This window comes from Streptomyces sp. NPDC004609 (assembly GCF_042873655.1).
Lineage (GTDB): Bacteria > Actinomycetota > Actinomycetes > Streptomycetales > Streptomycetaceae > Streptomyces.
This window is the reverse complement of record NZ_JBIALS010000017.1, coordinates 64,696-88,589: the sequence shown is the minus strand read 5'-3', so window position 1 is coordinate 88,589 and position 23,894 is coordinate 64,696. Positions and strand designations below refer to the sequence as shown.

Genomic DNA, 23,894 nt, shown 5'->3' with positions numbered 1-23,894 from the left:
CGGGCCCTCGGGCGCTCTCGGGCACGACGACCACTTCCGCACTTCCCCACGCTCGCCGCTTCGCTTGAGCTGGGGAGACCCCATCGTTAGGAGCAACTGAAACCATGTCGGTTTCCGTAACCCTTCCGGCGCTCGGCGAGAGCGTCACCGAGGGCACTGTCACCCGCTGGCTGAAGGCCGAGGGCGAGCGCGTCGAGGCCGACGAGCCGCTGCTGGAGGTGTCCACCGACAAGGTCGACACCGAGATCCCCGCCCCCGCGTCCGGTGTTCTGGCGTCCATCAAGGTGGCCGAGGACGAGACCGTCGAGGTCGGCGCCGAGCTGGCGATCATCGACGACGGCTCGGGCGGCCAGGCCGCCGCTCCGGCGCCCGCCGCCGTCGAGGCCGCCGCGCCTGCACCCGCCGCGGCACCCGCACCCGCACCCGCACCCGCCGCCGAGCCGGCGGCCGCTCCCGTGGCGGCCGCTCCCGTCGCTCCCGTGGCCGAGGCCCCCGCGCCCGCTCCGGCGCCCGCCGCCGCTCCGGCCGGTGGCGCGTCCGGTACGGACGTGGTCCTGCCCGCGCTCGGCGAGAGCGTCACCGAGGGCACCGTCACCCGCTGGCTCAAGGAGGTCGGCGAGTCCGTCGAGGCCGACGAGCCGCTGCTGGAGGTGTCCACCGACAAGGTCGACACCGAGATCCCCGCCCCGGCCTCCGGCGTCCTGCTGGAGATCGTCGTCGGCGAGGACGAGACCGCCGAGGTCGGCGCGAAGCTGGCCGTGATCGGCGTCGCGGGTGCCGCCCCCGCGGCTCCGGCACCGGCCGCCCCCGCTCCGGCCGCGGCTCCGGCACCGGCCGCCGCTGCGCCGGCACCGGCACCGGCACCGGCTCCCGCCGCCGCACCGGCACCCGCGCCCGCTCCGGTCCAGGCCGCGGCCCCGGTGGCTCCCCCGGCGCCCGCGCCGGCTCCGGCCGCTCCGGCACCCGCTCCCGCACCGGCCCCGGCCGCGCCCTCCGCCGGTGACGCCTATGTGACCCCCCTGGTCCGTAAGCTCGCCGCCGAGAACAGCGTGGACCTGGCCTCGGTCCGCGGCACCGGCGTCGGTGGCCGGATCCGCAAGCAGGACGTGGTCGCCGCCGCGGAGGCCGCCAGGGCAGCCGCCCCGGCTCCGGCCCCCGCCGCAGTCCAGGCGCCCGCCGCCCCGAGGACTCCGTCCCTGGAGGTGTCCCCGCTGCGCGGCCAGACGGTCAAGATGACCCGGATGCGCAAGCTCATCGGCGACAACATGATGAAGGCGCTGCACAGCCAGGCCCAGCTGACCTCGGTCGTCGAGGTCGACATCACCAGGCTGATGAAGCTGCGCGCCCAGGCCAAGGACGGCTTCGCCGCCCGCGAGGGCGTCAAGCTCTCCCCGATGCCGTTCTTCGTGAAGGCCGCGGCCCAGGCGCTGAAGGCCCACCCGGTCGTCAACGCCCGGATCAACGAGGACGAGGGCACCATCACCTACTTCGACACGGAGAACATCGGCATCGCCGTGGACTCCGAGAAGGGGCTGATGACGCCGGTCATCAAGGGCGCGGGCGATCTGAACATCGCCGGTATCGCCAAGAAGACCGCCGAGCTGGCCGGTGCCGTCCGGAACAACAAGATCCGTCCGGACGACCTGGCGGGCGCGACCTTCACCGTCAGCAACACCGGTTCGCGCGGTGCGCTGTTCGACACGGTCATCGTGCCGCCGACCCAGGCGGCCATCCTGGGCATCGGTGCCACGGTGAAACGCCCGGCCGTCATCGAGACGCCCGAGGGCACCGTGATCGGCGTCCGTGACATGACGTATCTGTCGCTCTCCTACGACCACCGTCTGGTGGACGGCGCCGACGCCGCCCGCTACCTGACGGCCGTCAAGGCGATCCTGGAGGCCGGCGAGTTCGAGGTCGAGCTCGGCCTGTAGGACCATCGGCCACCGTGCCGGAGCCCCCGCCCGGGCAACACAGGGCGGGGGCTCCGCCGTGTTCGCGGTGCCCGACGTGTTCACCCGCCGTGTTCGCGGCGGGCGCCGACGCTTTTCCCTCGCATTCGCCGTATTCGCCGGTGCCGGAAGCCGGAGCCGGCCCGGGTCTCTGCGGCCCGGGTCTCTCCGGCGCACGTCCACCGGCCGCGGGCCGGCGGACGGCGGCCCGTGACAGCGGACACACCAACGGCCGCGGGGAGGAAAAGCGGCCCCGGCACCGCCGCACGGATCCGCCCGCTCCGGCGGGGCCGGCGGTCTCGCGGCCGAGCGGTTGCCGCACGGTCCCACCCGCGCATTCGCCTTCCCGGGTGATGTCCGCCGGGCCCTCGCGCTCCGCCCGGCGGCGTGCCCGGCCTTCCCGGATCCCGGCCGCGGGGGCCGGGCCGGACGGTCCGCGGATGCGTCGCGGGGCCTCGGCCCGGCCGAGCGGGAGCAATAATGGCACCCCACATCCGCGCGCTGTCCCCCTCGGGAGCCCTCATGACCCCGCCCGTCGTCCACTCGCTGCGGGAGCAGATCCGCCAGCACATCGTGGAGGGGATCGTCAGCGGCCGCTGGAAGCCCGGGGAGCGCATCGTCGAGCGCGGGATCGCGACGGAGCTCCAGGTCTCCCAGACGCCGGTACGGGAGGCGCTGCGGGAGCTGGAGAGCCTGCGGCTGATCGAGTCCGTGCCCAACAAGGGCGTACGGGTACGGAATCTCACGGCGGCGGACCTGGAGGAGAGCTATCCGGTGCGCGCCGGCCTGGAGCAGATCGCCGCGGAGCTGGCGGCGGACCGGCTGGCCGCGGACTGCTCGGCGCTCCAGCCGCATGTGGAGGCGCTGTACGCGGCGGACCGCGCGGGCGACTCGGCGGGGCAGGTCCGCCACACGGTCGCCTTCCACCGCGAACTGGTCCGGGCGGCGGGCAACGGCGTGCTGCTGCACACCTGGGAAGGTCTCGGCATCGAGGTCTTCACCGCGCTGTCGATCCGCTGGCTGGGCACGGTGCAGCAGTCGTACGCCGAGGAGCACGAGGCCCTGGTGGAGGCCTTCCTCCGCCACGACCCGGGCATCGGGGCCCTGGTCAAGGCCCATGTCCTGGGCTGCGCGCCCAGGGCGTGACCGGCGGCAGCCCGCTCCCGGCCCACCGGGCGCCCGACGACCGGAACGCTCACCGGAAGGACATCCTCCTCACCGGAAGGACGCCCTCACCCGAAAACACCGCCACCGGAAAGACGCCCTCACCGGAAAGACAACCCCACCGGCAGGACGCCGTCACCGGCGCGGTGAGCGGTCCCATCCGCCACTCGCGACACCACCCGCCACTCACGACACTCCGTGCCCATTTTCGCGGCACGGAATGCCAATTTCGCCCTCCGGAGAAGTTTTACCTCCTAGCACTTTGATCGATCATCGATCAGAGGCTTAGAGTCGGAGCCGGGCAACAAACCCACCCGCCCTGTCCTGCCAGACAAGGCACCATCTCCACCCCCCTCCCAGTCCGGAAGGCGGCGACCATGACCGACCCCGTAGGCAAGCTTCCGAGCGAGCTGGACCAGCTCCCGGATCGCGACGCCGAGGAGACCGCCGAGTGGGCGGCTTCTCTCGACGCCGTCGCCCGGCACGCCGGCCCGCACCGCGCCGCATACCTCATGCGCCGCACGCTCCAGCACGCCGAGGCGGCCGGAGTCCCCGTACCCAGGCTGCTGGAGACGGACTACGTCAACACCATTCCCACCTCCGCCGAGCCCGCCTTCGAGGGCGACGAGGCGCTGGAAGCCCGTATCACCGCCTGGAACCGCTGGAACGCCGCCGCCATGGTGACCCGCGGCTCCCGGCTCGGCGTCGGCGGGCACATCGCCACCTTCGCCTCCGCCGCCTGGCTCTACGAGACCGGCTTCAACCACTTCTTCCGCGGCAAGGAAGGGCTGGGGGAGGTAGGGGGAGGCAGCGGCGACCAGCTCTACATCCAGGGCCACGCCTCCCCCGGCATCTACGCCCGCGCCTTCCTCGACGGCCGGCTCACCGAGGCCCACCTCGACAACTTCCGCCAGGAGGCCGGCGGCAACGGTCTGCCGTCGTACCCGCATCCGCGGCGGCTGCCCTGGCTGTGGGAGTTCCCGACGGTCTCCATGGGCCTCGGCCCGCTCTCCGCGATCTACCAGGCCCGTTTCAACCGCTACCTCCAGGGCCGGGGTATCAAGGACACCTCCGGCTCCCATGTGTGGGCGTTCCTCGGCGACGGCGAGATGGACGAGCCCGAGTCGACCGCGGCGCTCGCCCTCGCGGCCCGCGAGCGGCTGGACAATCTGACGTTCGTCATCAACTGCAATCTCCAGCGCCTCGACGGCCCGGTCCGGGCCAACTTCAAGATCGTGCAGGAGCTGGAGGCCCAGTTCCGCGGCGCGGGCTGGAATGTCATCAAGTCGCTCTGGGGCTCGGCCTGGGACGAACTGTTCCGGCTGGACACGACGGGCGCGCTGCTGCGCCGCCTGCGCGAGGTCCCGGACGCGCAGTTCCAGACGTACGCCACCCGCGACGTCGCGTACATCCGCACGCACTTCTTCGGCGCCGAGCCCGCGCTCGCCGAGCTGGCGAAGCTGCTGCCGGACGCGAAGATCGCGGAGTGCTTCTTCACCTCGCGCGGCGGCCACGAGTCCCGCAAGGTGTACGCGGCCTACCGCGCGGCCCTCGCCCACAAGGGCGCGCCGACCGTGATCCTCGCCCAGACGGTGAAGGGCCACACCCTCGGCAGCGGCTTCGCGTCCAAGAACGCCAACCACCAGATGAAGAAGCTGACGATCGACGAGTTCAAGGGCATGCGCGACCGGCTCGAACTCCCGATTCCGGACAGCGCCTTCGCCGACGGCACCGTGCCGTACGGCCACCCGGGAGCGGACTCCCCCGAGGTCCGCTACCTCCAAGAACGCCGCGCTGCACTCGGTGGTCCCGCCCCCGCCCGCCGAGTGCACGCGGTCAGTCTCCCCGCGCCGGACGAGAAGGCGTTCGCCCTCCTGGAGAAGGGCTCGGGCCAGCAGGAGATGGCCACGACCATGGCGTTCGTACGCCTGGTCAAGGATCTGATGCGGGACAAGAACACCGGCAGGCGCTGGGTCCCGATCGTCCCCGACGAGGCCCGCACCTTCGGCATGGAGTCGCTGTTCCCGTCGGCCGGCATCTACTCCCCGCTCGGCCAGACGTACGACCCGGTCGACCGCGACCAGCTGATGTACTACAAGGAGGCCACGGACGGCCAGATCCTCAACGAGGGGATCACCGAGGCCGGCTCCATGGCGGACTTCATCGCCGCGTCCACGTCGTACGCGACGCACGGCGAGCCGATGATCCCCTTCTACATCTTCTACTCGATGTTCGGCTGGCAGCGCACGGGCGACCAGATGTGGCAGCTCGCCGACCAGCTGGGCAAGGGGTTCATCGTCGGCGCGACCGCCGGCCGCACCACCCTCACCGGCGAGGGACTCCAGCACGCGGACGGCCACTCGCATCTGATCGCGTCCACGAACCCGGCGTCGCTCAACTACGACCCGGCCTTCGCGTACGAGATCGCGGTCATCGTCAAGGACGGCCTGCGGAGGATGTACGGGCCCGAGCCCGAGGACGTCTTCTACTACCTGACGGTCTACAACGAGCCCAGGCGGCAGCCCGCGATGCCGGAGGGCGTCGAGGAGGGCATCGTCCGGGGGCTGTACCGCTTCCGGGAGGGTGTCGCGCCCTACCAGGACTCCCCCCGGCTCCAGCTCCTCGCCTCGGGCACGGCGATCCACTGGGCGCTGGAGGCCCAGGAACTGCTGGCGGCCGACTGGGGTGTCACGGCCGACGTCTGGTCCGCGACCTCCTGGGGCGAGCTGCGCCGGGACGCGCTGGAGGCCGACGAGGCACTCCTCCGGGGCGAGGAGCGCACACCGTACATCCGGCAGGTGCTGGACGGCGCCCCGGGACCGGTCCTCGCGGTCAGCGACTGGATGCGCCAGGTCCCGGACCAGATCAGCCAGTGGGTCGAGCAGGACTGGACCTCGCTGGGAACCGACGGCTTCGGTCTGTCGGACACACGACAGGCGGCCCGCCGGCACTTCGGCGTGGACGCGCAGTCCATCACCGTGGCGGCGCTGGCACAGCTCGCCCGCCGAGGCGAGTTGCCCGCCTCCGCGGTGAAGGAGGCCCGGGAGCGCTACGGGCTCTGACGCTCCCGATGATCACCCCTGGGCGGCTCGCACCACCGCCCGGGGGTGATTCCCCTTTTCCGGTTTCCGGGCTTCCACGCGTTTTCCGGATTTACGCTCTTTTCGCCGGTTTCCACGGGCTTTCCGTGGCCGTCCGGGCGCGGGCCGCGCGACCGGGCTCCCTGCCGGGCGGGGGCCCCCGGCGCCCGGCCGGGCCGTGGCCCCGGGTGCGGACCGCGGGTCAGGTCGGGGATGCTTGACCCGGACACCGTGTCGGCCGTGCACTGGGGAGCCATGTTCACCATCGGAGACTTCGCCCGGCACGGCCGTGTGTCGGCCCGCATGCTGCGGCACTACGACACGATCGGGCTGCTGCGGCCCGCCCGCACCGACCCGTTCACCGGCTACCGCCGCTACACCGCGGCCCAGCTCGCCGTGCTCAACCGTGTCATCGCCCTCAAGGACCTCGGCTTCACCCTCCAGCAGATCCGGCGGATCCTCGACGACAGGGTGAGCACCGAGGAACTGCGCGGAATGCTCGTCCTGCGGCGGGCGGAGCTGGAGGAGACGATGGCGGCCGCGGCCGCCGGGCTGGCCCAGGTCGAGGCGAGGCTCCGTTCCATCGAGAGCGAAGGGCACATGCCGACCGACGACGTCGTCGTCAAGAGTGTTCCCGCGGTCCGGGTGGCCGAGCTGGCCGCCACCGCCGCGAGCTTCGGCCCCGAGGACGTCGGCCCGGTCATCGAACCCCTCTACCAGGAGCTGTTCCGCCGGCTGAAGGCGGCGGGGATCGCCCCGAGCGGCCCCGGTATCGCGTACTACGAGGACGCGTCGGAGGGCGACGGCTCGATCGTGGTGCACGCGGCGGTGACGGTCTCGCAGGGGCCCCGGCCCGGACTGGACGTACGGATCACGGAGCTGCCGGCCGTCGAGCGTGCCGCGACGATCGTGCACCGCGGCCCGATGAGCGCGGTCGTGCCCACGGCCCAGACCCTGGCCCACTGGATCGACACGGGCGGCCGGCGTTCGGCGGGATACGCCCGCGAGGTCACGCTCGCCTGCCCCGCGGACCGGGAGCAGTGGGTGACGGAACTGCAGGAGCCGCTCGTCTGACATCCGCCGCCGCGTCTCGGCCATCATGGGGTCATGCGTGCTGCCCGGCTGATCAAGATGGTGCTCCTCCTCCAGGCGAGGCCCTCCATGACCGGGGCCGAGCTCGCCCGGGAGCTGGAGGTCTCCGAGCGGACCATCACCCGGGACGCGCTCGCGCTGTCGGAGGCCGGGGTCCCGGTCTACGCCGACCGGGGGCGGAGCGGCGGCTACCGGCTCATCGGCGGCTACCGGACCCGGCTGACGGGCCTCGGCCGCAGCGAGGCCGAGGCACTGTTCCTCTCCGGGCTCCCGGTCGCCCTGCGCGAGATGGGCCTGGAGGACGCGGCGTCCGCGGCCCGGCTGAAGGTGACGGCGGCGCTGCTGCCCTCGGTCAGCGACGCCTCCGAGAGCGCGGCCCAGCGCTTCCACCTGGACGCCCCGGGCTGGTACCACGAGTCCAGGACCCCGGATCTCCTTCCGCCGGTCGCGGAGGCGGTGTGGGGCGACCGGCGCGTACGGGCGACGTACCGCGGCCGCAGCGACGCGGAGGTGGAGCGCGAACTGGAGCCGTACGGTCTCGTGCTGAAGGCGGGCGTCTGGTACCTGTGCGCCCGGGTGGAGGGCACGTTCCGGGTGTACCGGATCGACCGCTTCTCGTCCGTCGAGGCGGACGGCGGTCTCTTCGAGCGGGACCCGGACTTCGATCTGCCGGCGTTCTGGGAGGAGCGGGCGGGGCAGTTCGCGCGGTCCCTCCTGCGGGCCGAGGTCGTCATCAGGGTGACGGAGGAGGGCGCCCGGAGGCTGCCGTACCTCACGGACCGGGTGGCGGCCCGCGAGGCCCTCGCGGCGGCGGACCCGCCCGACGGAAAGGGCCGGGTGACCCTCACCCTGCCGGTCGAGTCCCACGAGGTGGCGTACGCGCAGCTGTTCACGCTGGGCCCGGACGTCGAGGTGCTGGAGCCGGCGGAGCTGCGGAAGCGGTTCGCGGAGTCGGCGGAACGGGCGGCGAGGCTGTACCGATGACGGCGGCACGGCCGGCCGCCGGGGCGCGGCCGTGCCGGGGGACGCGATCCGCCGGCCCCTGAGCGAGGCTCCGCCGGCAGGCGCGCACGGGCCGCTATCGGTAGCCGTCGAGAGCGGGCTCCGCCCCTGCCCTCTCCGCCAGGATGTACCCCCACACATCGGGCCGGCTGCCGTCGACGTCCGTCAGGCCGTACTCCCGTGCGAGCTGTCCGCTGTCGAGCGACCAGCCGTTCCAGCGGTGGCGCCCGGGGTCCGCGGCGAGGGCGGCGACACCCCGGCCGATGTAGACGGGTGACTCGGAGAGCGCCCAGTGCCGTTCCTTCGTGATGCCGTCACGCCAGTTCTCCTCGGTGACGCCGAAGGTGTCGAGCATCTCCTCCGAGCGGAGGAAACCCGGTGTGACCGCGACCGCCGTGCCGCCGACGCTCTTCAGCTCCTCGCCGAGGATGTACGCCATCCGGATCGGGCCGTTCTTGGCGAGGTCGTAGTAGAAGTTCTCGCGGAACTCCTTGTTGGTCCTGGCGGTGCCGTCGGTGACTTCGACGACCAGGCCGCCCGGTTCCCGTACCAGCAGGGGAAGCGCGATGCTGCTGGTGATGATGTGGCTTCTGACACCCAGGTCGAGCATGCGCAGCCCTCGGTCCAGATCGACCTCCCACATCTTGGTGCTGAAGTCCAGCAACCGATTCCCGCCCCAGATGTCGTTGACGAGGATGTCGAGACGGCCGTGGTCGCGGTCGATCGACGCGACCAGGTCCCGTACCCGCTCGACCTCCAGATGGTCGGTCGGCACGGCGATGCCCGTTCCCCCGGCCGCGTCGACGAGTTCGGCCGTCTCCTCGATGGTCTCCGTCGCCCGGCCCAACTCGCTGACCCGCTCACGGGTGGTCCTGCCGGTCACGTAGACGGTCGCGCCCGCGGCCCCGAGCTGTACGGCGATGGCGCGACCGGCGCCCCGAGTGGCCCCCGCGACCAGCGCGACCTTCCCTGACAGTGCTGCTTGTGTCGTCATGTCAACGACCGTCGCACGGAAACCGGACATCCTCCGTCCGCCATTCGCACCGCACTGAGACGGTCAGCATTTCGGCCGCTCCGCGTGCGCGGCCCCCTCCCAAGCACGATGCTGTACCCGTGATGGACGAGACGGAGTTCTGGGAGATCGTCGACAGCACCCGCGAGGCCGCCGAGGGCGACCCGGAAGAGCACGCCGATCTGCTGGTCGAGCGGCTGCTTCAGCTCGACCCCGACTCCGTGCTGGACTTCGCCCGCCACTTCGAGGCGCGCTACAACCGGGCCTACACCTGGGATCTGTGGGGTGCGGCGGCCGTCCTGCTCGACGGCGCCAGCGACGACGCGTTCGACTACTTCCGCTGCTGGCTCATCGGCCAGGGCCGGGAGATCTTCGAGGGCGCCCTGCACGATCCGGACTCCCTGGCCGAACTGCTGGACGAGTTCGACGAGGACGTCGACGGGGACGGCGAGGAGCTGGGCTACGCGGCGGACGAGGCGTACGAGCAGCTCACGGGTGTGGTCGCACCGGATCTGGGAATCACGCCGCAGACGGCGGAACCGGTGGGCACGCCGTTCGACTTCGACGACAACGCGGCGCTGGCGGTCCGGTTCCCCCGCTTGTGGGAGCGCTTCGGCGCCGACTGACCCGGACCCGTCCGGCCGGGGTGCCTCGCCGGCCGGACGTCTCGGCCGGATCGATGCCGTGTCCCGCAGAATGTCCTGTCCCGCGGGATGTCCTTTCCCGCGGAGGCGTCTTGTCCGGCCGGGGGTCTCGGCGAGCCGGGTGTCCCGGCCGGATCCCGCCGGTTCGTGGTCCCGGCACCGGGCCCGTTCCCTCGTCCGGGCCGATCCGAACAGGCCCTCAGCGCAGGCTTCGCCCCATCAGGACATCGTCGACGTACCGGCCGTCGAGCCAGAACTCCTCCGGCAGCACGCCCTCGACGGTGAAGCCCTCCGACGCGTACAGGGCGCGCGCGGGAGTGTTGTGCCCGAGCACCCGCAGCGTGATGCGTACCGCGCCCTGCCGGCGTGACTCGTCGGACGCGCGCCTCAGCAGCGCCCGTCCGATCCCGCGCCCGCGTGCGCCCGGCGCGACGACGAGCCCCTGGATCTGACGCACATGCTGGTTGCAGGCGAGCGACGTCGGCGGGACGAGCCGGATGTAGCCGACGACCGTCCCCCCGGCCTCCTCGGCGACGAAGAAGTCCTCGGGCCGGTGGTCGGAGTCGAAGAAGGGGTCGTACGGAGGCATCGGCCTCGGCGCCACGGCGTGCAGCGTCGACCAGGTGTCCCGGTCGAGCCCGCCCAGGGCGGCGGCGTCGGTGGCGCGCGCCAGGCGTATGTGCGACTCGGGTGATGTGGGCGATTCGGCCATGGGAACAACAGTGTCACGAGGGCACTCGGGGCAGGATGGCACCATGCGGATCGCGGTCACCGGCTCGTCCGGACTCATCGGTACGGCACTCGTGCACTCACTGCGCGCGGACGGGCACGAGGTGGTGCGCCTGGTACGGCGTCCCGCGCGGGCCGGGGACGAGGTGGAGTGGGATCCCCGCCGGCGGTACGTGGACACGGCGGGCCTCGTCGGCTGCGAGGGCGTCGTGAACCTCGCGGGCGCGGGGGTCGCCGACCACCGCTGGACGGAGGCGTACCGCAAGGAGATCCGCGACAGCCGCGTCCTCGGCACGGCCACGATCGCGGAGGCCGTCGCCTCGCTGGACACCCCGCCGAGGGTGCTCCTGTGCGGGAGCGCGATCGGGTACTACGGCGACACCGGGGACCGCGCGGTGGACGAGAGCGCCCCGCCCGGCGACGGATTCCTGCCGCGGGTCTGCGTCGAGTGGGAGGCGGCGGCCGCCCCGGCGCTGGAGGCGGGCATCCGGACGGCGTTCGCCCGTACGGGCCTGGTCGTGGCGCGCGAGGGTGGTGCGTGGGCCCGGATGTTCCCCCTCTTCAAGGCGGGTATGGGCGGCCGGCTGGGGGACGGCCGCCAGTACTGGAGCTTCGTCTCCCTCCACGACGAGGTCGCGGCCCTGCGCCACATCCTGGACACGGACTCCCTCGCGGGCCCGGTCAACTGCACGGCCCCCGAACCCCTCACCAACCGCGACATCACCGCGGCCATGTCCCGCGTCCTCCACCGCCCCGCCCTGTTCACCGTCCCCGCGGCGGCCCTCCGCCTCGTCCTCGGCGACATGGCGTCCGATGTCCTCAGCAGCCAACGCGCGGTCCCCGCCCGGCTCCTGGAGTCGGGCTTCTCCTTCGCCTTCCCGGACATCGAGTCCGCGATCACCGCGGCCCTGGCCGCCCCTACGAGGTAGCCCCGCGGCGCCCGGCATCGCGGCCCGCTCCCGGAGTCCGGGCGGCTCCCGCCGGGCCCCGGTCCCGGCGCGGGGCCCGCGGCACCGGGGACCACCCGGTCCGGCGGCGCCCGCGGTGGAGGCGCGGGCCCAGGCCCCGGGGGTGCGGCGCCGGCCCCGCGCCGACGGCCACGCCCACGTCTCCGCAGGCCATGCGCCCCCCACGCAACCATGCCCCACCTCATGCGCTTATCGCAGCGCGCCCACGCCTCCCTACCCTCGACCCGGACTCCGGCATTGCGGGGGCCTGTTGGGGGCAGGGCCCTCCCAGCAGCCGCGCCGACCTCGGGGAGGGGCACGTGCTCATCAGCACCGCTCACAGTGCGGACCACGCGGATGTCGTCATCGTCGGGGCCGGTGTCGCCGGTCTCGCGGCTGCCCACCGTCTGACCAGCGCAGGTGTCAGTGTCAGTGTGCTGGAGGCAGCGCCACGGCCCGGCGGCAGGATGGCCACCGAGGACGTCGACGGTTTCCGGCTCGACCACGTCGGACGGCTGCTCACCACGTCGTACCCCGAACTGCGCCGGATGGCCGGCCTCGACACGATGCCCCTGCGGCTCTTCTCACCGGGCGTGCTCGTCCACAGCGGCGGGCGGCTGCAGCGGACCGGGGAGACCGTCTGCCGTACGGGCGAACCGGGGAGCGCACGCCGGGGTTCCCCCAACGCCCGGCGGGGCGTGGGGGGCGCGTTCACGGTGGCTCGCGCCCTCGTGAACGCGCCGCGCCCCCTGGACGAGGCCCGGCTCGGCGCGTCGCTGGCGCGTCTCGGGGTGATGCCGCTGGAGCGTCTGACGTCCCGTCCGGAACGTTCCGTCGAGGCCGCGCTGACCGCCCGCGGCCTCCCGGTCCGCACCGTGAGCGGCTTTCTGCGCCCCCTGCTGTCGGCGCTGCTGTGCGATCCGGAGCTGACGACGTCGAGCCGGTGCGCCGATCTCGCGCTGCGGGGCTACGCGCGCGGCCGGATGTGCGTACCGGAGGGCGGCGCGGCCTCGCTTCCGGAGCGGCTGGCCGCGTCACTGCCCCCGGGCACGGTACTCACGGGCGTACGGGTCAAGGACGCGTCGATCAGCAGGGTCAGTACGGAGGAGTACGGCGAACTCTCCTGCCGCGCGCTGGTCCTGGCGACCGGCGCGCGGCAGGCGGCGGAGCTGCTGCCGGGGCTGCGCGTGCCGGAGTTCCACCCGGTGACGGTGCTGCACCACACCGCGCCGGTGGCACCGCCGACGGGCGCGGCGCTGGTGCTGGACGCGGACGGCGGCGGTCCGGTCGCGTACACCGCCGTGATGAGCGAGGTCGATCCGTCGAGGGCGCCGCGGGGGCGGGTGCTCGTCTCCTCGACGGTGCTGGGCACCCCACCGCCGTATCTGGACCGGACGGTCCGCGCGCATCTCGCGCGGCTGTACGGGGTGCCCACGGACGACTGGGAGCTGCTGGCGGTCCACCACACCCCCGACGCCGTGCCCGCGATGCCCCCGCCGCACGATCTGCGGCGGCCCGTGCGCGTGCTGGCGGGTCTCTACGTGTGCGGCGACCACCGCGACACGAGTACCGTCCAAGGGGCTCTCTTCTCGGGCCGCCGCGCGGCGGACGCGATCCTCACGGACCTGGCCCTCCACCCCCCGACATCCCGCCCCCTCCCCTCCGCGGCCTGACCCGCCCGTGACCGGCCGCTCCGGAACGCAGCCCGCCGCTCCGGCCCGCCCGGCGCCCGGGGCGAGAGGCCCCGGGGTCCGGCGCAAGAGTCCGGGGCGCTCGGGGCGAGGGGACCCGCACGCCCCTCCCGCCCCGGCCCCGGGGCCCGCAGGCACTCCCGGGACGACCCGTCTCACCCCAGCGCGGCCACCCGCTCCCGGTACCCCCGTACCGCCGCCGCGTCCCGGTAGGGCTCCAGGCGGCGTTCGAAGTCGCGGACGTACTCCACCGCCCGCGCCGACCGCATCTCCGACGCGTGGAGCGCCGCCTCCGCCCCCAGCGCGCACGCCTGGTCCAGGTCTCCGAGACCGAGCCGCGCGGACGCGAGCACCACCCGGCAGAAGAGCCGGCTCCGTGCGAGCCCGTGCGGCCTCAGCTGGAGCGAGCGTTCGGCGTGCTGGACGGCGGGCCGGTACTGCTGGAGGTCCCGGTAGCAGTGCCCGAACTCGTCCGCCAGCTGCGCCTCGTCGAAGAACCGGGCCCAGTGCGGCACCTCGTCCCCCGGCCGCGCCGACTCCAGGGCCCGTTCCGCGCGCATCAGGGAGGCCGTACAGGCGCGTACCTCCCCGAGCACCCCGTGCCCCCGCGCCTCCACCGCGTGCAGCAGCGCCTGCACCACGGGCGGCGCGGACGGCCCGAGCCCCTGCTGGGCGACCCGGGTGAGCTGCACCGCCTCGCGTCCGTGGCCGAGGTAGACCGCCTGACGGCTCATCGTGACCAGCACATAGGACCCGTACGCCCGGTCCCCCGCCGCCTGCGCCAGCCGCAGCGCCTGGACGAAGTAGCGCTGGGCGAGACCGTGGGCCGCGATGTCGTACGAGGTCCACCCGGCCAGCCGGGTCAGATCGGCGATCGCGCCGAAGAGTCTGCGCCCGGTCACCTCCCCGTAGGTCCCGCGGAGCATGGGCTCGGCCTCGTGTTCGAGGTAGCGCACCAGGGCCTGGCGCGCGTGCCCGCCCCCGTACGCGTTGTCGAGCGTGCGGAACAGCTCGCTCACCGACCGCAGCGCCGCGATGTCCCCGCTGGAGACACGCTGTCCGGGGCCGCGGTCCGTGCCCCGGTCGTTGGTGCGCTGGCGGGGCACGCTCAGCCCGCCCTGCACGGGGACCCGCACGGCCCCGGCGTCTCCCCGGCCCACCCGTTCGTCCGCGCGCCCGATCAGCCAGTCGCGGCTCGGCACGACGAGCCCCGCCGGGGTGAAGGCGATCTTCCGCAGCTCCGCATGGCTGCCGGAGTCCTTGCGCCACAGGCCCCCGACGATGTCGACGGCCTCCTCGGGCGTGGCGGCGAACTCCAGTCCCGCGTACACGGGCGCGCACGCGTCGAGGCCCAGGTCCTGCGCGGAGAGCCGCCGCCCGAGCCGTCTGGTGAACACCTCGGCGATCAGCGCGGGGGTGGTCCCGCGCGGCTGCTGGCCGCGCAGCCAGCGGGTCACGGACGTCTTGTCGTAGCGCAGGTCCAGCCCGTGTTCGAGTCCGAGCTGGTCCACTCTGCGGGCGAGCCCCGCATTGGAGAATCCGGCTTCCGCGATGAGTGCGGCGAGCTGGCGGTTGGGGGTGCGCTGCGGAGGTCGTTCCGTCATCAGCTGTGCGGTCTCCTGCCTTCCGGGCCGGTCGCAGCCCTCATGGAACGGCGCGAATTTAGCGGCACCCACCCTGCGGACCGGACCCTTCCGCCCAGATTCATCAGATCGTGTGAGGACCGGCGTCCCCGCTGACGGGACACACCTCCGGCCGGGACCGCCGAGGCCCGCCGTACAGTGGCTGGGTGCGACCGGCGGGAACGGCGGTCGCGCGCACGGAGGACGGCGGACGCCGCGACACGCGGGCCGGGCCCCTTCCGTACGCGCGTGGCCGGGACCGTCCGTACGCGCGCGACGGGGTTCCCGGTACACGCAGGGTGAGGTTCGAGGGAGGCAGTGCCGTGAGTGAGCTGCGGTTCGTCCGGCTGGGCTTCGGCGAGGAAGCCGTCGAGTACCGGGAGGCGTGGCAGAGGCAGCGCGAGATCCACGCCGCCCGGTTCGCGGACGAGATCCCGGACACCTGTCTGCTGCTGGAGCACCCGCCGGTGTACACGGCGGGCCGGCGCACGGAGGACAGCGAACGCCCGCTGGACGGCACGCCCGTCGTCGACGTCGACCGCGGTGGCAAGATCACCTGGCACGGGCCCGGCCAGCTGGTGGGCTACCCGATCCTGAAGCTGCCCCGCCCGGTGGACGTCGTCGCGCATGTACGCCGTCTTGAGGACGCCCTGATCCGTACCTGCGCGGAGTTCGGGGTGGAGACCAGCCGGATCGAGGGCCGCAGCGGTGTGTGGGTGCTGGGCGACCCGGTGGAGGCACGCCCGTCGGTGGGGGGCCTGTCGCTGGACTTCGACCCCCGGCTGCGGGACGACGAGTTCGATCCCCGGCTCCACGGCCCCGAGTACGCCCCCTCGAACGCCGGCCAGCGCCGCGAGGACCGCAAACTGGCCGCGATCGGCATCCGTATCGCCAAGGGCGTCTCCATGCACGGCTTCGCCCTCAATGTGAACCCGGACAACACCTGGTACGACAGGATCGTGCCGTGCGGGATCCGGGACGCGGGCGTGGCGTCGCTGGCGGACGAGCTGGGCCGTGACCTCACGGTCGCCGAGGTCCTCCCCGTGGTGGAGAGGCATCTGAGGGACGTCCTGGAGAACGCGGACCCGCGCCCGAGGACGGTCGAGGCGGCCCGGTGACCGCCAAAGCGGGCACCGGGGCGACGCGCGTCCACCCGTTCGCGGGAATGAGCCCCCGTCTCCGCGGGTTGGCTTGACGCAGGGCCGTATGAACGACGGGCGTACCCTGGTGTGCGCCGCAGATTCGAATGCCGCGATAGCAGAAAGGGGCGCCACGTGTCCGCTGTCGCACCCGACGGACGCAAGATGCTGCGCCTGGAGGTCCGGAACAGCCAGACCCCCATCGAGCGCAAGCCCGAGTGGATCAAGACCCGGGCGAAAATGGGCCCCGAGTACACCCAGATGCAGAAGCTCGTCAAAAGCGAGGGACTGCATACGGTGTGCCAGGAGGCGGGCTGTCCGAACATCTACGAGTGCTGGGAGGACCGCGAGGCCACGTTCCTCATCGGCGGTGACCAGTGCACGCGCCGCTGTGACTTCTGCCAGATCGACACGGGCAAGCCGCAGGCGCTGGACCGTGACGAGCCCCGCCGGGTCGGCGAGTCGGTCGTCACGATGGACCTGAACTACGCGACGATCACCGGCGTCGCCCGCGACGACCTGGAGGACGGCGGCGCCTGGCTGTACGCGGAGACCGTGCGCCAGATCCACGCCCAGACCGCCGACCGCCCCGGCGGCCACACGAAGGTCGAGCTGCTGGCCCCCGACTTCAACGCGGTCCCCGAACTGCTGACGGAGGTCTTCGCCTCCCGCCCCGAGGTCTTCGCCCACAATGTCGAGACCGTGCCGCGGATCTTCAAGCGGATCCGTCCCGGTTTCCGTTACGAGCGCTCCCTGGACGTCATCACCCGCGCCCGTGAGGCGGGGCTGATCACCAAGTCGAACCTCATCCTCGGCATGGGCGAGGAGCGCGCCGAGATCAGCGAGACACTGCGCGCGCTGCACGAGGCGGGCTGCGAACTGATCACGATCACGCAGTACCTGCGCCCCTCGGTGCGCCACCACCCGGTGGAGCGCTGGGTGAAGCCGCACGAGTTCGTGGAGCTGAAGGAGGAGGCCGAGCAGATCGGATACTCCGGAGTGATGTCGGGCCCGCTGGTGCGGTCGTCGTACCGGGCGGGGCGGCTGTACGGCCAGGCGATGGAGAAGCGGGACCGGGCCGCCGCCTGACGCATGCGCCCCATCGGCCGTGGACACCATCGGCCTGTGGATCACAGCGACGCTCTGGATCAGAGCGGCGTATGAACCAGGTCGGCGTGCGGACCCGGCCGGCGTGCGGATTTCTCGCTGTGTGAATTCAGGCACAAGTGACTACCGTTGGGTAATACCGGATCGGGCGCGGCCCGTACGCTCTCCGCAGGTCGGGGAGGCGTACGGGCCGCGTCAGCGTTTCCGGGCGGCGCGCAAAGGTTTCATCGGTGTTTGACCGCTCGGTCACGCACTGGTAACACCAATCAGTAACTCTGGTTCTCAGCACCGCGCCCGCACACACACCCACCCGATCCCGGCAGCTCCCCACCGGCCCCCGCGCGGACCGGACGAACGCAGCGAGCACCACCGGCACTCCGTCGCCACCACTCCCCAAAGGGGGCCCACCCATGCAGGCCGCGCCAGTACGCCCCGTACGCGCAACCGCCATCCCGTCGATGACCGACGCTCTGCGCGCCATGGAGTCGCTTCTCCTGCGCGGCGGGCAGCGTACCGCCCGCCGGAACGCGTGGACGGCCGTCCTGGAGGACCGCCGCCGGGCGAAGGACCGGGTCGAGGCGCAGTACGTACTGGAGGCCGTGGCGGACCGCGCTTCCCGGGCCACGTAAACTTCGGGTTATGGCGAGGAAGGCAAACACCGACAGCGCTGCCAACACTGACGCTGCTGCGAACCCCGGGCGACTCAAGCAGATCGCCCTGACCTACAAGATGACCCGGAAGGCCGACCCCAAGGTCGGGCTGGTCATCGCGGCCGTGGGAATCGTCACCTTCGGTGTCTTCCTCGGGATCGGTTTCCTGATCGGCCACCCCATCTATCTCGCGATCCTGGGCTTCCTGCTCGCGTTCCTCGCGATGGCGATCATCTTCGGACGCCGCGCCGAGCGGGCGGCGTTCGGCCAGATGGAAGGCCAGCCGGGGGCCGCGGCCGCCGTGCTGCAGAACGTGGGGCGGGGCTGGACGACGACCCCGGCGGTCGCGATGAACCGCAACCAGGACGTGGTGCACCGGGCCGTCGGCCGGGCGGGCATCGTGCTGGTCGCCGAGGGCAACCCGAACCGGCTGAAGACCCTGCTGGCGGCCGAGAAGAAGCGGATGGCGCGCATCGTGGTGGATGTGCCCGTGCACGACATCGTGGTGGGCACGGACGAGGGCCAGGTGCCGCTCAAGAAGGTCCGTACGACCATGCTGAAGCTGCCCCGGGTGCTCACCGGCCCGCAGGTCACGGCCACCAACGACCGGCTGCGCGCCCTCGGCGACCTGATGAGCAACATGCCGCTGCCGAAGGGACCGATGCCCAAGGGCATGCGCATGCCACGCGGTGGAAAGACGCGCTGACCCCGTCGGCGATACACGTCGGAGGGGGCGCCCGGGTCGAACCCGGGCGCCCCCTCTGACGTACGGCCCCGTCAGGCGTACGGCCCCCTACTCGGCATGCGGCGCTCACAGCGGGTCCGCCAGCGCTCACGCGCGCGGGTCGTCCACGGGTCGTACGCGCGCGGGCCGTACGCGCGGCCGGTCCGCACGGCGCGGTGCCTGCGCCGGGCCCTTGCGGGCCGGGAGGGGCCTCGCGCCCGCTCCGTTCCGATCCGCGCCCGGTTCAGATCCGCACCTGGACGGCGCGGGCGAAGCGGTCGTGCAGGCCCCGGCCGTCCCGGTCCCAGATGAGGGCCGGGATCCCCAGGCACAGCAGCACACTGCGCAGCACGACCCGGACGATGCCCAGCCGGCCGCCGTCCACGGAGATGACGCGCAGCCCGAGGATCCGCTTGCCTGGAGTGAAGCCGACGGTACCGACGGTGAGTAGACTGAGTACGAGGAAGACACCGAGCGCCCAGTTCCCGGCGGCCTGCCGGTCGCCGTTCGCGAAGAACGCGGAGGCGATCAGGAGGCAGAGCCCCCAGTCGAGGAAGAGGGCTCCGAAACGGCGTCCGAGCGGTGCGATGGAGCCGGACCCCTCCTCGGGCAGACCGAGCCGCTTGCCCCGGTACCCGAAGTCGGCGCCCATCTCCTCCGCCGCCGCGCGGGGGCCGGAGAGCCAGGATCCGATTACTTGCCTGTTGTCCACCCGTCCACGGTACTGGGCGCCCGGCGAACCGCCCCCGGCCGGGTCACCGGGCGTGACCCACGCGACGTCCCCGGCCACTCCGGTTAACTTGGGTGAAACAATTGGGTCATCCTTGAGAAATCCCATCTGCCTATCGTCGGGTCCTGCGTGTGCCACCGCACTGGCCTCACGGACGAGCTGCAACCCCGCCCCTTCCGGGACGGGAGTAGGAGGAGTTGGATGTTCCAGAACGCCGACGAAGCGAAGAAGTACATCGCCGACGAGGACGTGAAGTTCGTCGACGTCCGGTTCTGCGACCTGCCCGGCGTGATGCAGCACTTCACGATCCCCGCCGCGGTGTTCGACCCGGCCGAGGAGCTGGCCTTCGACGGCTCGTCGATCCGCGGTTTCCAGGCCATCCACGAGTCCGACATGGCGCTGCGCGCGGACCTGTCGACGGCGCGGGTGGACCCCTTCCGCCGTGACAAGACCGTCAACATCAACTTCTTCATCCACGACCCGATCACGGGCGAGCAGTACAGCCGGGACCCGCGCAACATCGCGAAGAAGGCGGAGACCTACCTCGCCTCGACCGGTATCGCGGACACGGCCTACTTCGGTCCGGAGGCGGAGTTCTACGTCTTCGACTCCGTACGCTTCAACACCTCCGCCAACGAGGGCTTCTACCACATCGACTCCGAGGCCGGCGCCTGGAACACCGGTGCGATCGAGGACAACCGCGGCTACAAGGTCCGCTACAAGGGCGGCTACTTCCCGGCCCCGCCTGTCGACCACTTCGCCGACCTGCGTGCCGAGATCTCCCTGGAGCTGGACAAGGCGGGCCTCCAGGTCGAGCGCCAGCACCACGAGGTGGGCACGGCCGGCCAGGCGGAGATCAACTACAAGTTCAACACCCTGCTGGCCGCGGCCGACGACCTGATGCTCTTCAAGTACATCGTGAAGAACGTCGCCTGGCGCAACGGCAAGACCGCGACCTTCATGCCGAAGCCGATCTTCGGTGACAACGGCTCGGGCATGCACGTCCACCAGTCCCTGTGGCAGGGCGGCGTCCCCCTCTTCTACGACGAGCAGGGTTACGCGGGCCTGTCGGACACCGCCCGCTACTACATCGGCGGCATCCTCAAGCACGCCCCCTCGCTGCTCGCCTTCACCAACCCGACGGTGAACTCCTACCACCGCCTGGTCCCCGGCTTCGAGGCCCCGGTCAACCTGGTCTACTCGCAGCGTAACCGCTCCGCCGCGATGCGTATCCCGATCACGGGCTCCAACCCGAAGGCCAAGCGCGTCGAGTTCCGCGCCCCCGACCCGTCCTCCAACCCGTACCTGGCCTTCTCGGCCCTGCTCCTCGCGGGCATCGACGGCGTCAAGAACAAGATCGAGCCGGCCGAGCCGATCGACAAGGACCTCTACGAGCTGGCCCCCGAGGAGCACGCGGGCGTCCCCCAGGTCCCGACCTCGCTCCCCGCGGTCCTCGACGCCCTGGAGGCGGACAACGAGTACCTCCAGGCGGGCGGTGTGTTCACGGCCGACCTGATCGAGACGTGGATCGACTACAAGCGCACCAATGAGATCGCCCCGATCCAGCTGCGGCCGCACCCGCACGAGTTCGAGCTGTACTTCGACATCTAGGAACACCCCTCGGGCCGCCCCGGCCCGCTCGGCGACGCCACGGCCCCTGCCTCCCCGATGAAGGGGAGGCAGGGGCCGTGGCGTTGTGCGGGGTGGCGCCGTCAGGTGCGGCCGGAGCGTTTGCGGCGGAGGGGCGGGAGGAGGCGCAGAGCGTTGTCGCGGTTGATGCCGCGGCGGTGGCGGGCGGTGAGGGCGGGGTCGCCGTCAAGGGCGGGGGACGCCAGTTCGGTGATCGTCGCGGCGGAGGTGGCAGGCCAGTCGCTGCCGAACAGAATGCGGGACGGGTCGGCCACGGACAGCAGCGTGGGGGTGGAGGAGGGGGCCATGGGGGCCGCCGTGTCGTAGTGGAAGCGGTGCAGATAGTCCCGTACCCGGGAGGGTTCGACGGGTGGGGTGAGGAGGCCGGCGAAGTGCTCCACCCGGGTGGCGATGTAGGGGAGGAAGCCACCGCCGTGCGGGAGGATGAAGGAGAGGTCGGGGTAGCGGTCGAGTGTGCCGTTGAGGATCAGGTTGACGGCCGCGCGGGTGGTGTCGAGGGGGAAGTCGCACAGGAAGCTCGGAATGCCGGGGACCGCGGGACGGGCCGGGTCGGTGCCGGGGAGTTCGAGCGGGTGGGTGCTGATCACGGCGGAGCGCTCGTTGAGCTCGGCGAGCAGCGCGTCGTGGGAGCGGTCGCCCAGATAGACGCCGTTGCTGCACGCCTTGGTCTGGACGCCCAGCGCGCCGTAGGTGTCGAGTCCCCGCGCGAGGGACCAGCGGGAGGTCTTCAGATCGTCGGGGAAGACCGGGGCGAAGAAGGCGAAACGGTCGGGGTGAGTGGTCGTCAGTTCCTGAACCGCGTCGAAGACGACGTTCACGCTCTCGCGCAGTTGCGCGGAGTCCCGGAAGCCGCGGGTCGGCATGGCCGGGCTGACGACGCTCGTGGCGATGCCCGCGTCGTCCATCAGCGCGAGGGTGGCGGTGAGGTCCCACTTGGTCCACCAGGGCAGTCGAGCCCGGGTGACCAGGCCCTTCTTCTCGGCCCACGTCACCCAGGAGGGCGCGGTGAAGTGGTGGTGGACGTCGATCCTCGCCCGGCGTCCGTCGCCGCCGGACTGCCCTGGGGGAGGGTCGGGCGCTTCGCCCGCGTCGAGTGCGATCGCCCCGGTCAACTCGGCGGCGGCCACGGAGGCAGTCGCTCCACCCGCCAGTAGGAGCATGTTGCGACGGCCGACCCTCCGGCTGGCGTGTGACATGTCGGTGTCCCCGGATTCGCTGGTGAGTTTGGGTTTTCACTCTGTGGCGGGCGGACCTGTGATGACGTCAGCACACGCGGGTCGGGGAGGTGAGTCCACCGGATGCGCAAGCCCGGCCCGTCCCCCTGGGTGAAATGACCATGGGGGCCGACGCTCTATCGTGTTCCGCATGTCCGTGCCTGAGCTGATCCGTGTCGTCACCCGCTCCTCCCCCATGGCCCTCGCCCAAGTGGAACGCGTCCGGGCCGAGTTGGCGGTGCTTCAGCCGGGGATCCGTACCGAGGTCGTGCCGGTCACGACCTCCGGGGACCGCTGGATGGGGGATCTGGCGAAGCTGGGCGGGAAGGGCGCGTTCACCAAGGAAGTGGACGCGGCGCTGCTCGCCGGGGAGGCGGATCTGGCGGTGCACTGTGTGAAGGACGTGCCCGCGGACCGGCCGCTTCCGGCGGGGACGACCTTTGCCGCGTTCCTCCGGCGGGACGACATCCGGGACGCGCTGGTGCATCCCGGAGGGCTGACGCTGGACGAGCTGCCGGCGGGCACCCGGATCGGGACCTCGTCGGTGCGCAGGATCGCCCAGTTGGCCGGGTCGCATCCCCGGCTGGAGTGCGTGCCGATGCGGGGCAACGCCAACCGGCGGCTGGAGAAGCTGGCGGCCGGGGAGGCGGACGCGCTGCTGCTCGCGGTGTCCGGGCTGGAGCGGATCGGGCGCCCGGAGGTGATCAGCGAGGTGCTCTCCGAGGAGACCATGTGCCCGCCGATCGGGGCGGGGATTCTGGCTCTCCAGTGCCGGGAGGACGACACCACGACCATCGATGTGGTCAGCGCGCTCGGCGACCCGGCGGCCCATCGGGAGACGACGGCGGAACGGATGTTCCTGCATGTCCTCCAGGGACACTGCAACTCGCCGATCGCCGGTTACGCGCGCTCCGAACGCGGTGGTGATCTGTCGCTCCGGGCCAAGGTGTTCACCCCGGACGGCAAGACGGTACTGAACGCGCACGAGTGGGCGGGGCCGCTCGACCCGGCGACGCTGGGGACGTCGGTGGCGGTGGCCCTGCTGCGGCAGGGCGCGCGGGAGCTGATCGACGGCATCGCGCACTGAGCCCGCTGGCGGCGCCGGACAGCCGGGGGCGCTGCCCCCGGGCGCGCCTGCCTCTCCAATGTGAGCGGTTTGGCCCTCCGGCTCGGGCCGCGGGCCGGGCTCGCTGTCCGGTCGCGGCGGACGGCGCCGGGACTCGGACGGCCTCGGGACCGGAGAGGGGAACGCGGGCCGTTGGCGAGGTCCTGCCCAGGGAACGCGGGGCCTGCCCCGGGGCGACGGGTCAGCAGCGCGGGACCGGTGCCCAGTGGTTCCAGCATGCCCCCGCCCACGGCCGACCGACCCCGCCCGGACGCGGATTGGCGACGACCCGCCACCCGGGAACGGGCGGCGGGCCGGGCCGTCACCTCAGCGGCCGTACCGGATCAGGGCCCTGACCATCCGGCAGGTCGTGTCCGAGGGCGGATGCACCCCGATCTGGTCCGCCGTCGCGCGAATCCTCACATTGTCCGCGGTCGCCGGGTGGTAGACGCCCGAGTCGAGCAGGGCGATCGCCAGGCGCATCGCCTTCAGCCGGCGATTGTGCGTCACATACCACTCACGCGGCTGTCCGGCCGGCAGCGGCTTCTTCCTCAACGGTGCGTACGGGGTCGTGTGCCCGGGCTTCGCGGGCTTCCTCATGAGTCTGGATACGGCCATCGGCAACCTCCAGGCGCGGTGGCGG

20 protein-coding genes are annotated in these 23,894 nt (G+C 72.2%); 14 read left to right on the top strand and 6 right to left on the bottom strand.

Annotated elements, in window-relative coordinates:
* Positions 1 to 104 precede the first annotated feature (104 nt).
* From sucB to ACFYT4_RS18600, 5 genes are all read left to right on the top strand, one after another.
* On the top strand, positions 105 to 1,931 hold the full coding sequence (gene sucB, locus ACFYT4_RS18620) for a 2-oxoglutarate dehydrogenase, E2 component, dihydrolipoamide succinyltransferase (RefSeq protein WP_389269720.1): 1,827 nt from the start codon (positions 105 to 107) through the stop codon (positions 1,929 to 1,931).
* 540 nt (positions 1,932 to 2,471) lie between these two features.
* Positions 2,472 to 3,095: a GntR family transcriptional regulator gene (locus tag ACFYT4_RS18615; RefSeq protein WP_389269849.1), complete on the top strand. Its 624-nt coding sequence runs from the start codon at positions 2,472 to 2,474 to the stop codon at positions 3,093 to 3,095.
* Positions 3,096 to 3,490: 395 nt separating this feature from the next.
* On the top strand, positions 3,491 to 6,175 hold the full coding sequence (gene aceE / locus ACFYT4_RS18610; RefSeq protein WP_389269718.1) for a pyruvate dehydrogenase (acetyl-transferring), homodimeric type: 2,685 nt from the start codon (positions 3,491 to 3,493) through the stop codon (positions 6,173 to 6,175).
* A 273-nt stretch (positions 6,176 to 6,448) separates the two neighbouring features.
* The gene (locus ACFYT4_RS18605) at positions 6,449 to 7,267 is read left to right on the top strand and encodes a MerR family transcriptional regulator (protein WP_389269716.1); all 819 of its coding nucleotides are present in this window, start codon (positions 6,449 to 6,451) and stop codon (positions 7,265 to 7,267) included.
* Positions 7,268 to 7,300: 33 nt separating this feature from the next.
* Positions 7,301 to 8,269, top strand: coding sequence for a helix-turn-helix transcriptional regulator (locus ACFYT4_RS18600; protein WP_389269715.1), 969 nt, complete (start codon positions 7,301 to 7,303; stop codon positions 8,267 to 8,269).
* A 94-nt stretch (positions 8,270 to 8,363) separates the two neighbouring features.
* Here the strand turns inward: ACFYT4_RS18600 and ACFYT4_RS18595 are convergent, their stop codons facing one another.
* Positions 8,364 to 9,281: an SDR family oxidoreductase gene (locus tag ACFYT4_RS18595; RefSeq protein WP_389269713.1), complete on the bottom strand. Its 918-nt coding sequence runs from the start codon at positions 9,279 to 9,281 to the stop codon at positions 8,364 to 8,366.
* A gap of 122 nt (positions 9,282 to 9,403) precedes the next feature.
* Here ACFYT4_RS18595 and ACFYT4_RS18590 point away from each other — a divergent pair, with 122 nt between their 5' ends.
* Positions 9,404 to 9,925 (top strand): DUF4240 domain-containing protein, encoded by a 522-nt coding sequence (locus ACFYT4_RS18590; RefSeq protein WP_389269847.1) that lies wholly within the window; start codon positions 9,404 to 9,406, stop codon positions 9,923 to 9,925.
* 217 nt (positions 9,926 to 10,142) lie between these two features.
* Here the strand turns inward: ACFYT4_RS18590 and ACFYT4_RS18585 are convergent, their stop codons facing one another.
* Positions 10,143 to 10,655 (bottom strand): GNAT family N-acetyltransferase, encoded by a 513-nt coding sequence (locus ACFYT4_RS18585; protein ID WP_389269711.1) that lies wholly within the window; start codon positions 10,653 to 10,655, stop codon positions 10,143 to 10,145.
* Positions 10,656 to 10,698: 43 nt separating this feature from the next.
* On the opposite strand from ACFYT4_RS18585, the gene ACFYT4_RS18580 reads away from it, so the two are divergent.
* Together ACFYT4_RS18580 and ACFYT4_RS18575 are read left to right on the top strand one after the other, a co-directional pair.
* Complete coding sequence (locus ACFYT4_RS18580; protein WP_389269709.1) at positions 10,699 to 11,601, top strand: TIGR01777 family oxidoreductase; 903 nt, start codon at positions 10,699 to 10,701, stop codon at positions 11,599 to 11,601.
* A 338-nt stretch (positions 11,602 to 11,939) separates the two neighbouring features.
* Positions 11,940 to 13,292, top strand: a complete 1,353-nt coding sequence (locus tag ACFYT4_RS18575; protein WP_389269707.1) for an NAD(P)/FAD-dependent oxidoreductase — start codon at positions 11,940 to 11,942, stop codon at positions 13,290 to 13,292.
* Between the two features lie 173 nt (positions 13,293 to 13,465).
* Here ACFYT4_RS18575 and ACFYT4_RS18570 read toward each other — a convergent pair whose 3' ends face one another.
* Positions 13,466 to 14,914: a regulator gene (locus tag ACFYT4_RS18570; protein WP_389269705.1), complete on the bottom strand. Its 1,449-nt coding sequence runs from the start codon at positions 14,912 to 14,914 to the stop codon at positions 13,466 to 13,468.
* Between the two features lie 341 nt (positions 14,915 to 15,255).
* Here ACFYT4_RS18570 and lipB point away from each other — a divergent pair, with 341 nt between their 5' ends.
* The 4 genes from lipB to ACFYT4_RS18550 all read left to right on the top strand — a co-directional run bounded on the left by lipB (position 15,256) and on the right by ACFYT4_RS18550 (position 18,534).
* Positions 15,256 to 16,050: a lipoyl(octanoyl) transferase LipB gene (lipB, locus tag ACFYT4_RS18565; RefSeq protein WP_389269703.1), complete on the top strand. Its 795-nt coding sequence runs from the start codon at positions 15,256 to 15,258 to the stop codon at positions 16,048 to 16,050.
* Positions 16,051 to 16,206: 156 nt separating this feature from the next.
* Positions 16,207 to 17,160, top strand: coding sequence for a lipoyl synthase (gene lipA / locus ACFYT4_RS18560; protein WP_389269701.1), 954 nt, complete (start codon positions 16,207 to 16,209; stop codon positions 17,158 to 17,160).
* A 428-nt stretch (positions 17,161 to 17,588) separates the two neighbouring features.
* Positions 17,589 to 17,807 (top strand): hypothetical protein, encoded by a 219-nt coding sequence (locus tag ACFYT4_RS18555; protein WP_389269699.1) that lies wholly within the window; start codon positions 17,589 to 17,591, stop codon positions 17,805 to 17,807.
* 10 nt (positions 17,808 to 17,817) lie between these two features.
* On the top strand, positions 17,818 to 18,534 hold the full coding sequence (locus ACFYT4_RS18550; protein ID WP_389269697.1) for a DUF4191 domain-containing protein: 717 nt from the start codon (positions 17,818 to 17,820) through the stop codon (positions 18,532 to 18,534).
* 262 nt (positions 18,535 to 18,796) lie between these two features.
* Here ACFYT4_RS18550 and ACFYT4_RS18545 read toward each other — a convergent pair whose 3' ends face one another.
* Positions 18,797 to 19,264, bottom strand: a complete 468-nt coding sequence (locus tag ACFYT4_RS18545) for an RDD family protein (RefSeq protein ID WP_389269695.1) — start codon at positions 19,262 to 19,264, stop codon at positions 18,797 to 18,799.
* A 219-nt stretch (positions 19,265 to 19,483) separates the two neighbouring features.
* Between ACFYT4_RS18545 and glnA the strand changes: the two genes are divergently transcribed.
* A complete protein-coding gene (glnA, locus tag ACFYT4_RS18540) occupies positions 19,484 to 20,893 on the top strand; it encodes a type I glutamate--ammonia ligase (RefSeq protein WP_389269693.1) in 1,410 nt (469 codons plus the stop codon).
* 101 nt (positions 20,894 to 20,994) lie between these two features.
* Here glnA and ACFYT4_RS18535 read toward each other — a convergent pair whose 3' ends face one another.
* Positions 20,995 to 22,128, bottom strand: coding sequence for an amidohydrolase family protein (locus ACFYT4_RS18535; RefSeq protein ID WP_389269691.1), 1,134 nt, complete (start codon positions 22,126 to 22,128; stop codon positions 20,995 to 20,997).
* Positions 22,129 to 22,297: 169 nt separating this feature from the next.
* Here ACFYT4_RS18535 and hemC point away from each other — a divergent pair, with 169 nt between their 5' ends.
* Positions 22,298 to 23,233 (top strand): hydroxymethylbilane synthase, encoded by a 936-nt coding sequence (gene hemC / locus ACFYT4_RS18530; protein WP_389269689.1) that lies wholly within the window; start codon positions 22,298 to 22,300, stop codon positions 23,231 to 23,233.
* 345 nt (positions 23,234 to 23,578) lie between these two features.
* Here the strand turns inward: hemC and ACFYT4_RS18525 are convergent, their stop codons facing one another.
* Positions 23,579 to 23,869 carry a hypothetical protein gene (locus ACFYT4_RS18525; RefSeq protein WP_389269687.1) on the bottom strand — a complete coding sequence of 97 codons (291 nt, stop codon included), beginning with the start codon at positions 23,867 to 23,869 and terminating at the stop codon, positions 23,579 to 23,581.
* Between the last annotated feature and the right edge of the window lie 25 nt (positions 23,870 to 23,894).

What these genes read in the sequence shown, in the direction of transcription:
- sucB (WP_389269720.1), top strand. Translation starts at nt 105, where the DNA reads ATGTCGGTTTCCGTAACCCTTCCGGCGCTCGGCGAGAGCGTCACCGAG.
- ACFYT4_RS18615 (WP_389269849.1), top strand. Translation starts at nt 2,472, where the DNA reads ATGACCCCGCCCGTCGTCCACTCGCTGCGGGAGCAGATCCGCCAGCAC.
- aceE (WP_389269718.1), top strand. Translation starts at nt 3,491, where the DNA reads ATGACCGACCCCGTAGGCAAGCTTCCGAGCGAGCTGGACCAGCTCCCG.
- ACFYT4_RS18605 (WP_389269716.1), top strand. Translation starts at nt 6,449, where the DNA reads ATGTTCACCATCGGAGACTTCGCCCGGCACGGCCGTGTGTCGGCCCGC.
- ACFYT4_RS18600 (WP_389269715.1), top strand. Translation starts at nt 7,301, where the DNA reads ATGCGTGCTGCCCGGCTGATCAAGATGGTGCTCCTCCTCCAGGCGAGG.
- ACFYT4_RS18595 (WP_389269713.1), bottom strand. Translation starts at nt 9,281, where the DNA reads ATGACGACACAAGCAGCACTGTCAGGGAAGGTCGCGCTGGTCGCGGGG.
- ACFYT4_RS18590 (WP_389269847.1), top strand. Translation starts at nt 9,404, where the DNA reads ATGGACGAGACGGAGTTCTGGGAGATCGTCGACAGCACCCGCGAGGCC.
- ACFYT4_RS18585 (WP_389269711.1), bottom strand. Translation starts at nt 10,655, where the DNA reads ATGGCCGAATCGCCCACATCACCCGAGTCGCACATACGCCTGGCGCGC.
- ACFYT4_RS18580 (WP_389269709.1), top strand. Translation starts at nt 10,699, where the DNA reads ATGCGGATCGCGGTCACCGGCTCGTCCGGACTCATCGGTACGGCACTC.
- ACFYT4_RS18570 (WP_389269705.1), bottom strand. Translation starts at nt 14,914, where the DNA reads ATGACGGAACGACCTCCGCAGCGCACCCCCAACCGCCAGCTCGCCGCA.
- ACFYT4_RS18555 (WP_389269699.1), top strand. Translation starts at nt 17,589, where the DNA reads ATGCAGGCCGCGCCAGTACGCCCCGTACGCGCAACCGCCATCCCGTCG.
- ACFYT4_RS18550 (WP_389269697.1), top strand. Translation starts at nt 17,818, where the DNA reads ATGGCGAGGAAGGCAAACACCGACAGCGCTGCCAACACTGACGCTGCT.
- glnA (WP_389269693.1), top strand. Translation starts at nt 19,484, where the DNA reads ATGTTCCAGAACGCCGACGAAGCGAAGAAGTACATCGCCGACGAGGAC.
- ACFYT4_RS18535 (WP_389269691.1), bottom strand. Translation starts at nt 22,128, where the DNA reads ATGTCACACGCCAGCCGGAGGGTCGGCCGTCGCAACATGCTCCTACTG.
- hemC (WP_389269689.1), top strand. Translation starts at nt 22,298, where the DNA reads ATGTCCGTGCCTGAGCTGATCCGTGTCGTCACCCGCTCCTCCCCCATG.
- ACFYT4_RS18525 (WP_389269687.1), bottom strand. Translation starts at nt 23,869, where the DNA reads ATGGCCGTATCCAGACTCATGAGGAAGCCCGCGAAGCCCGGGCACACG.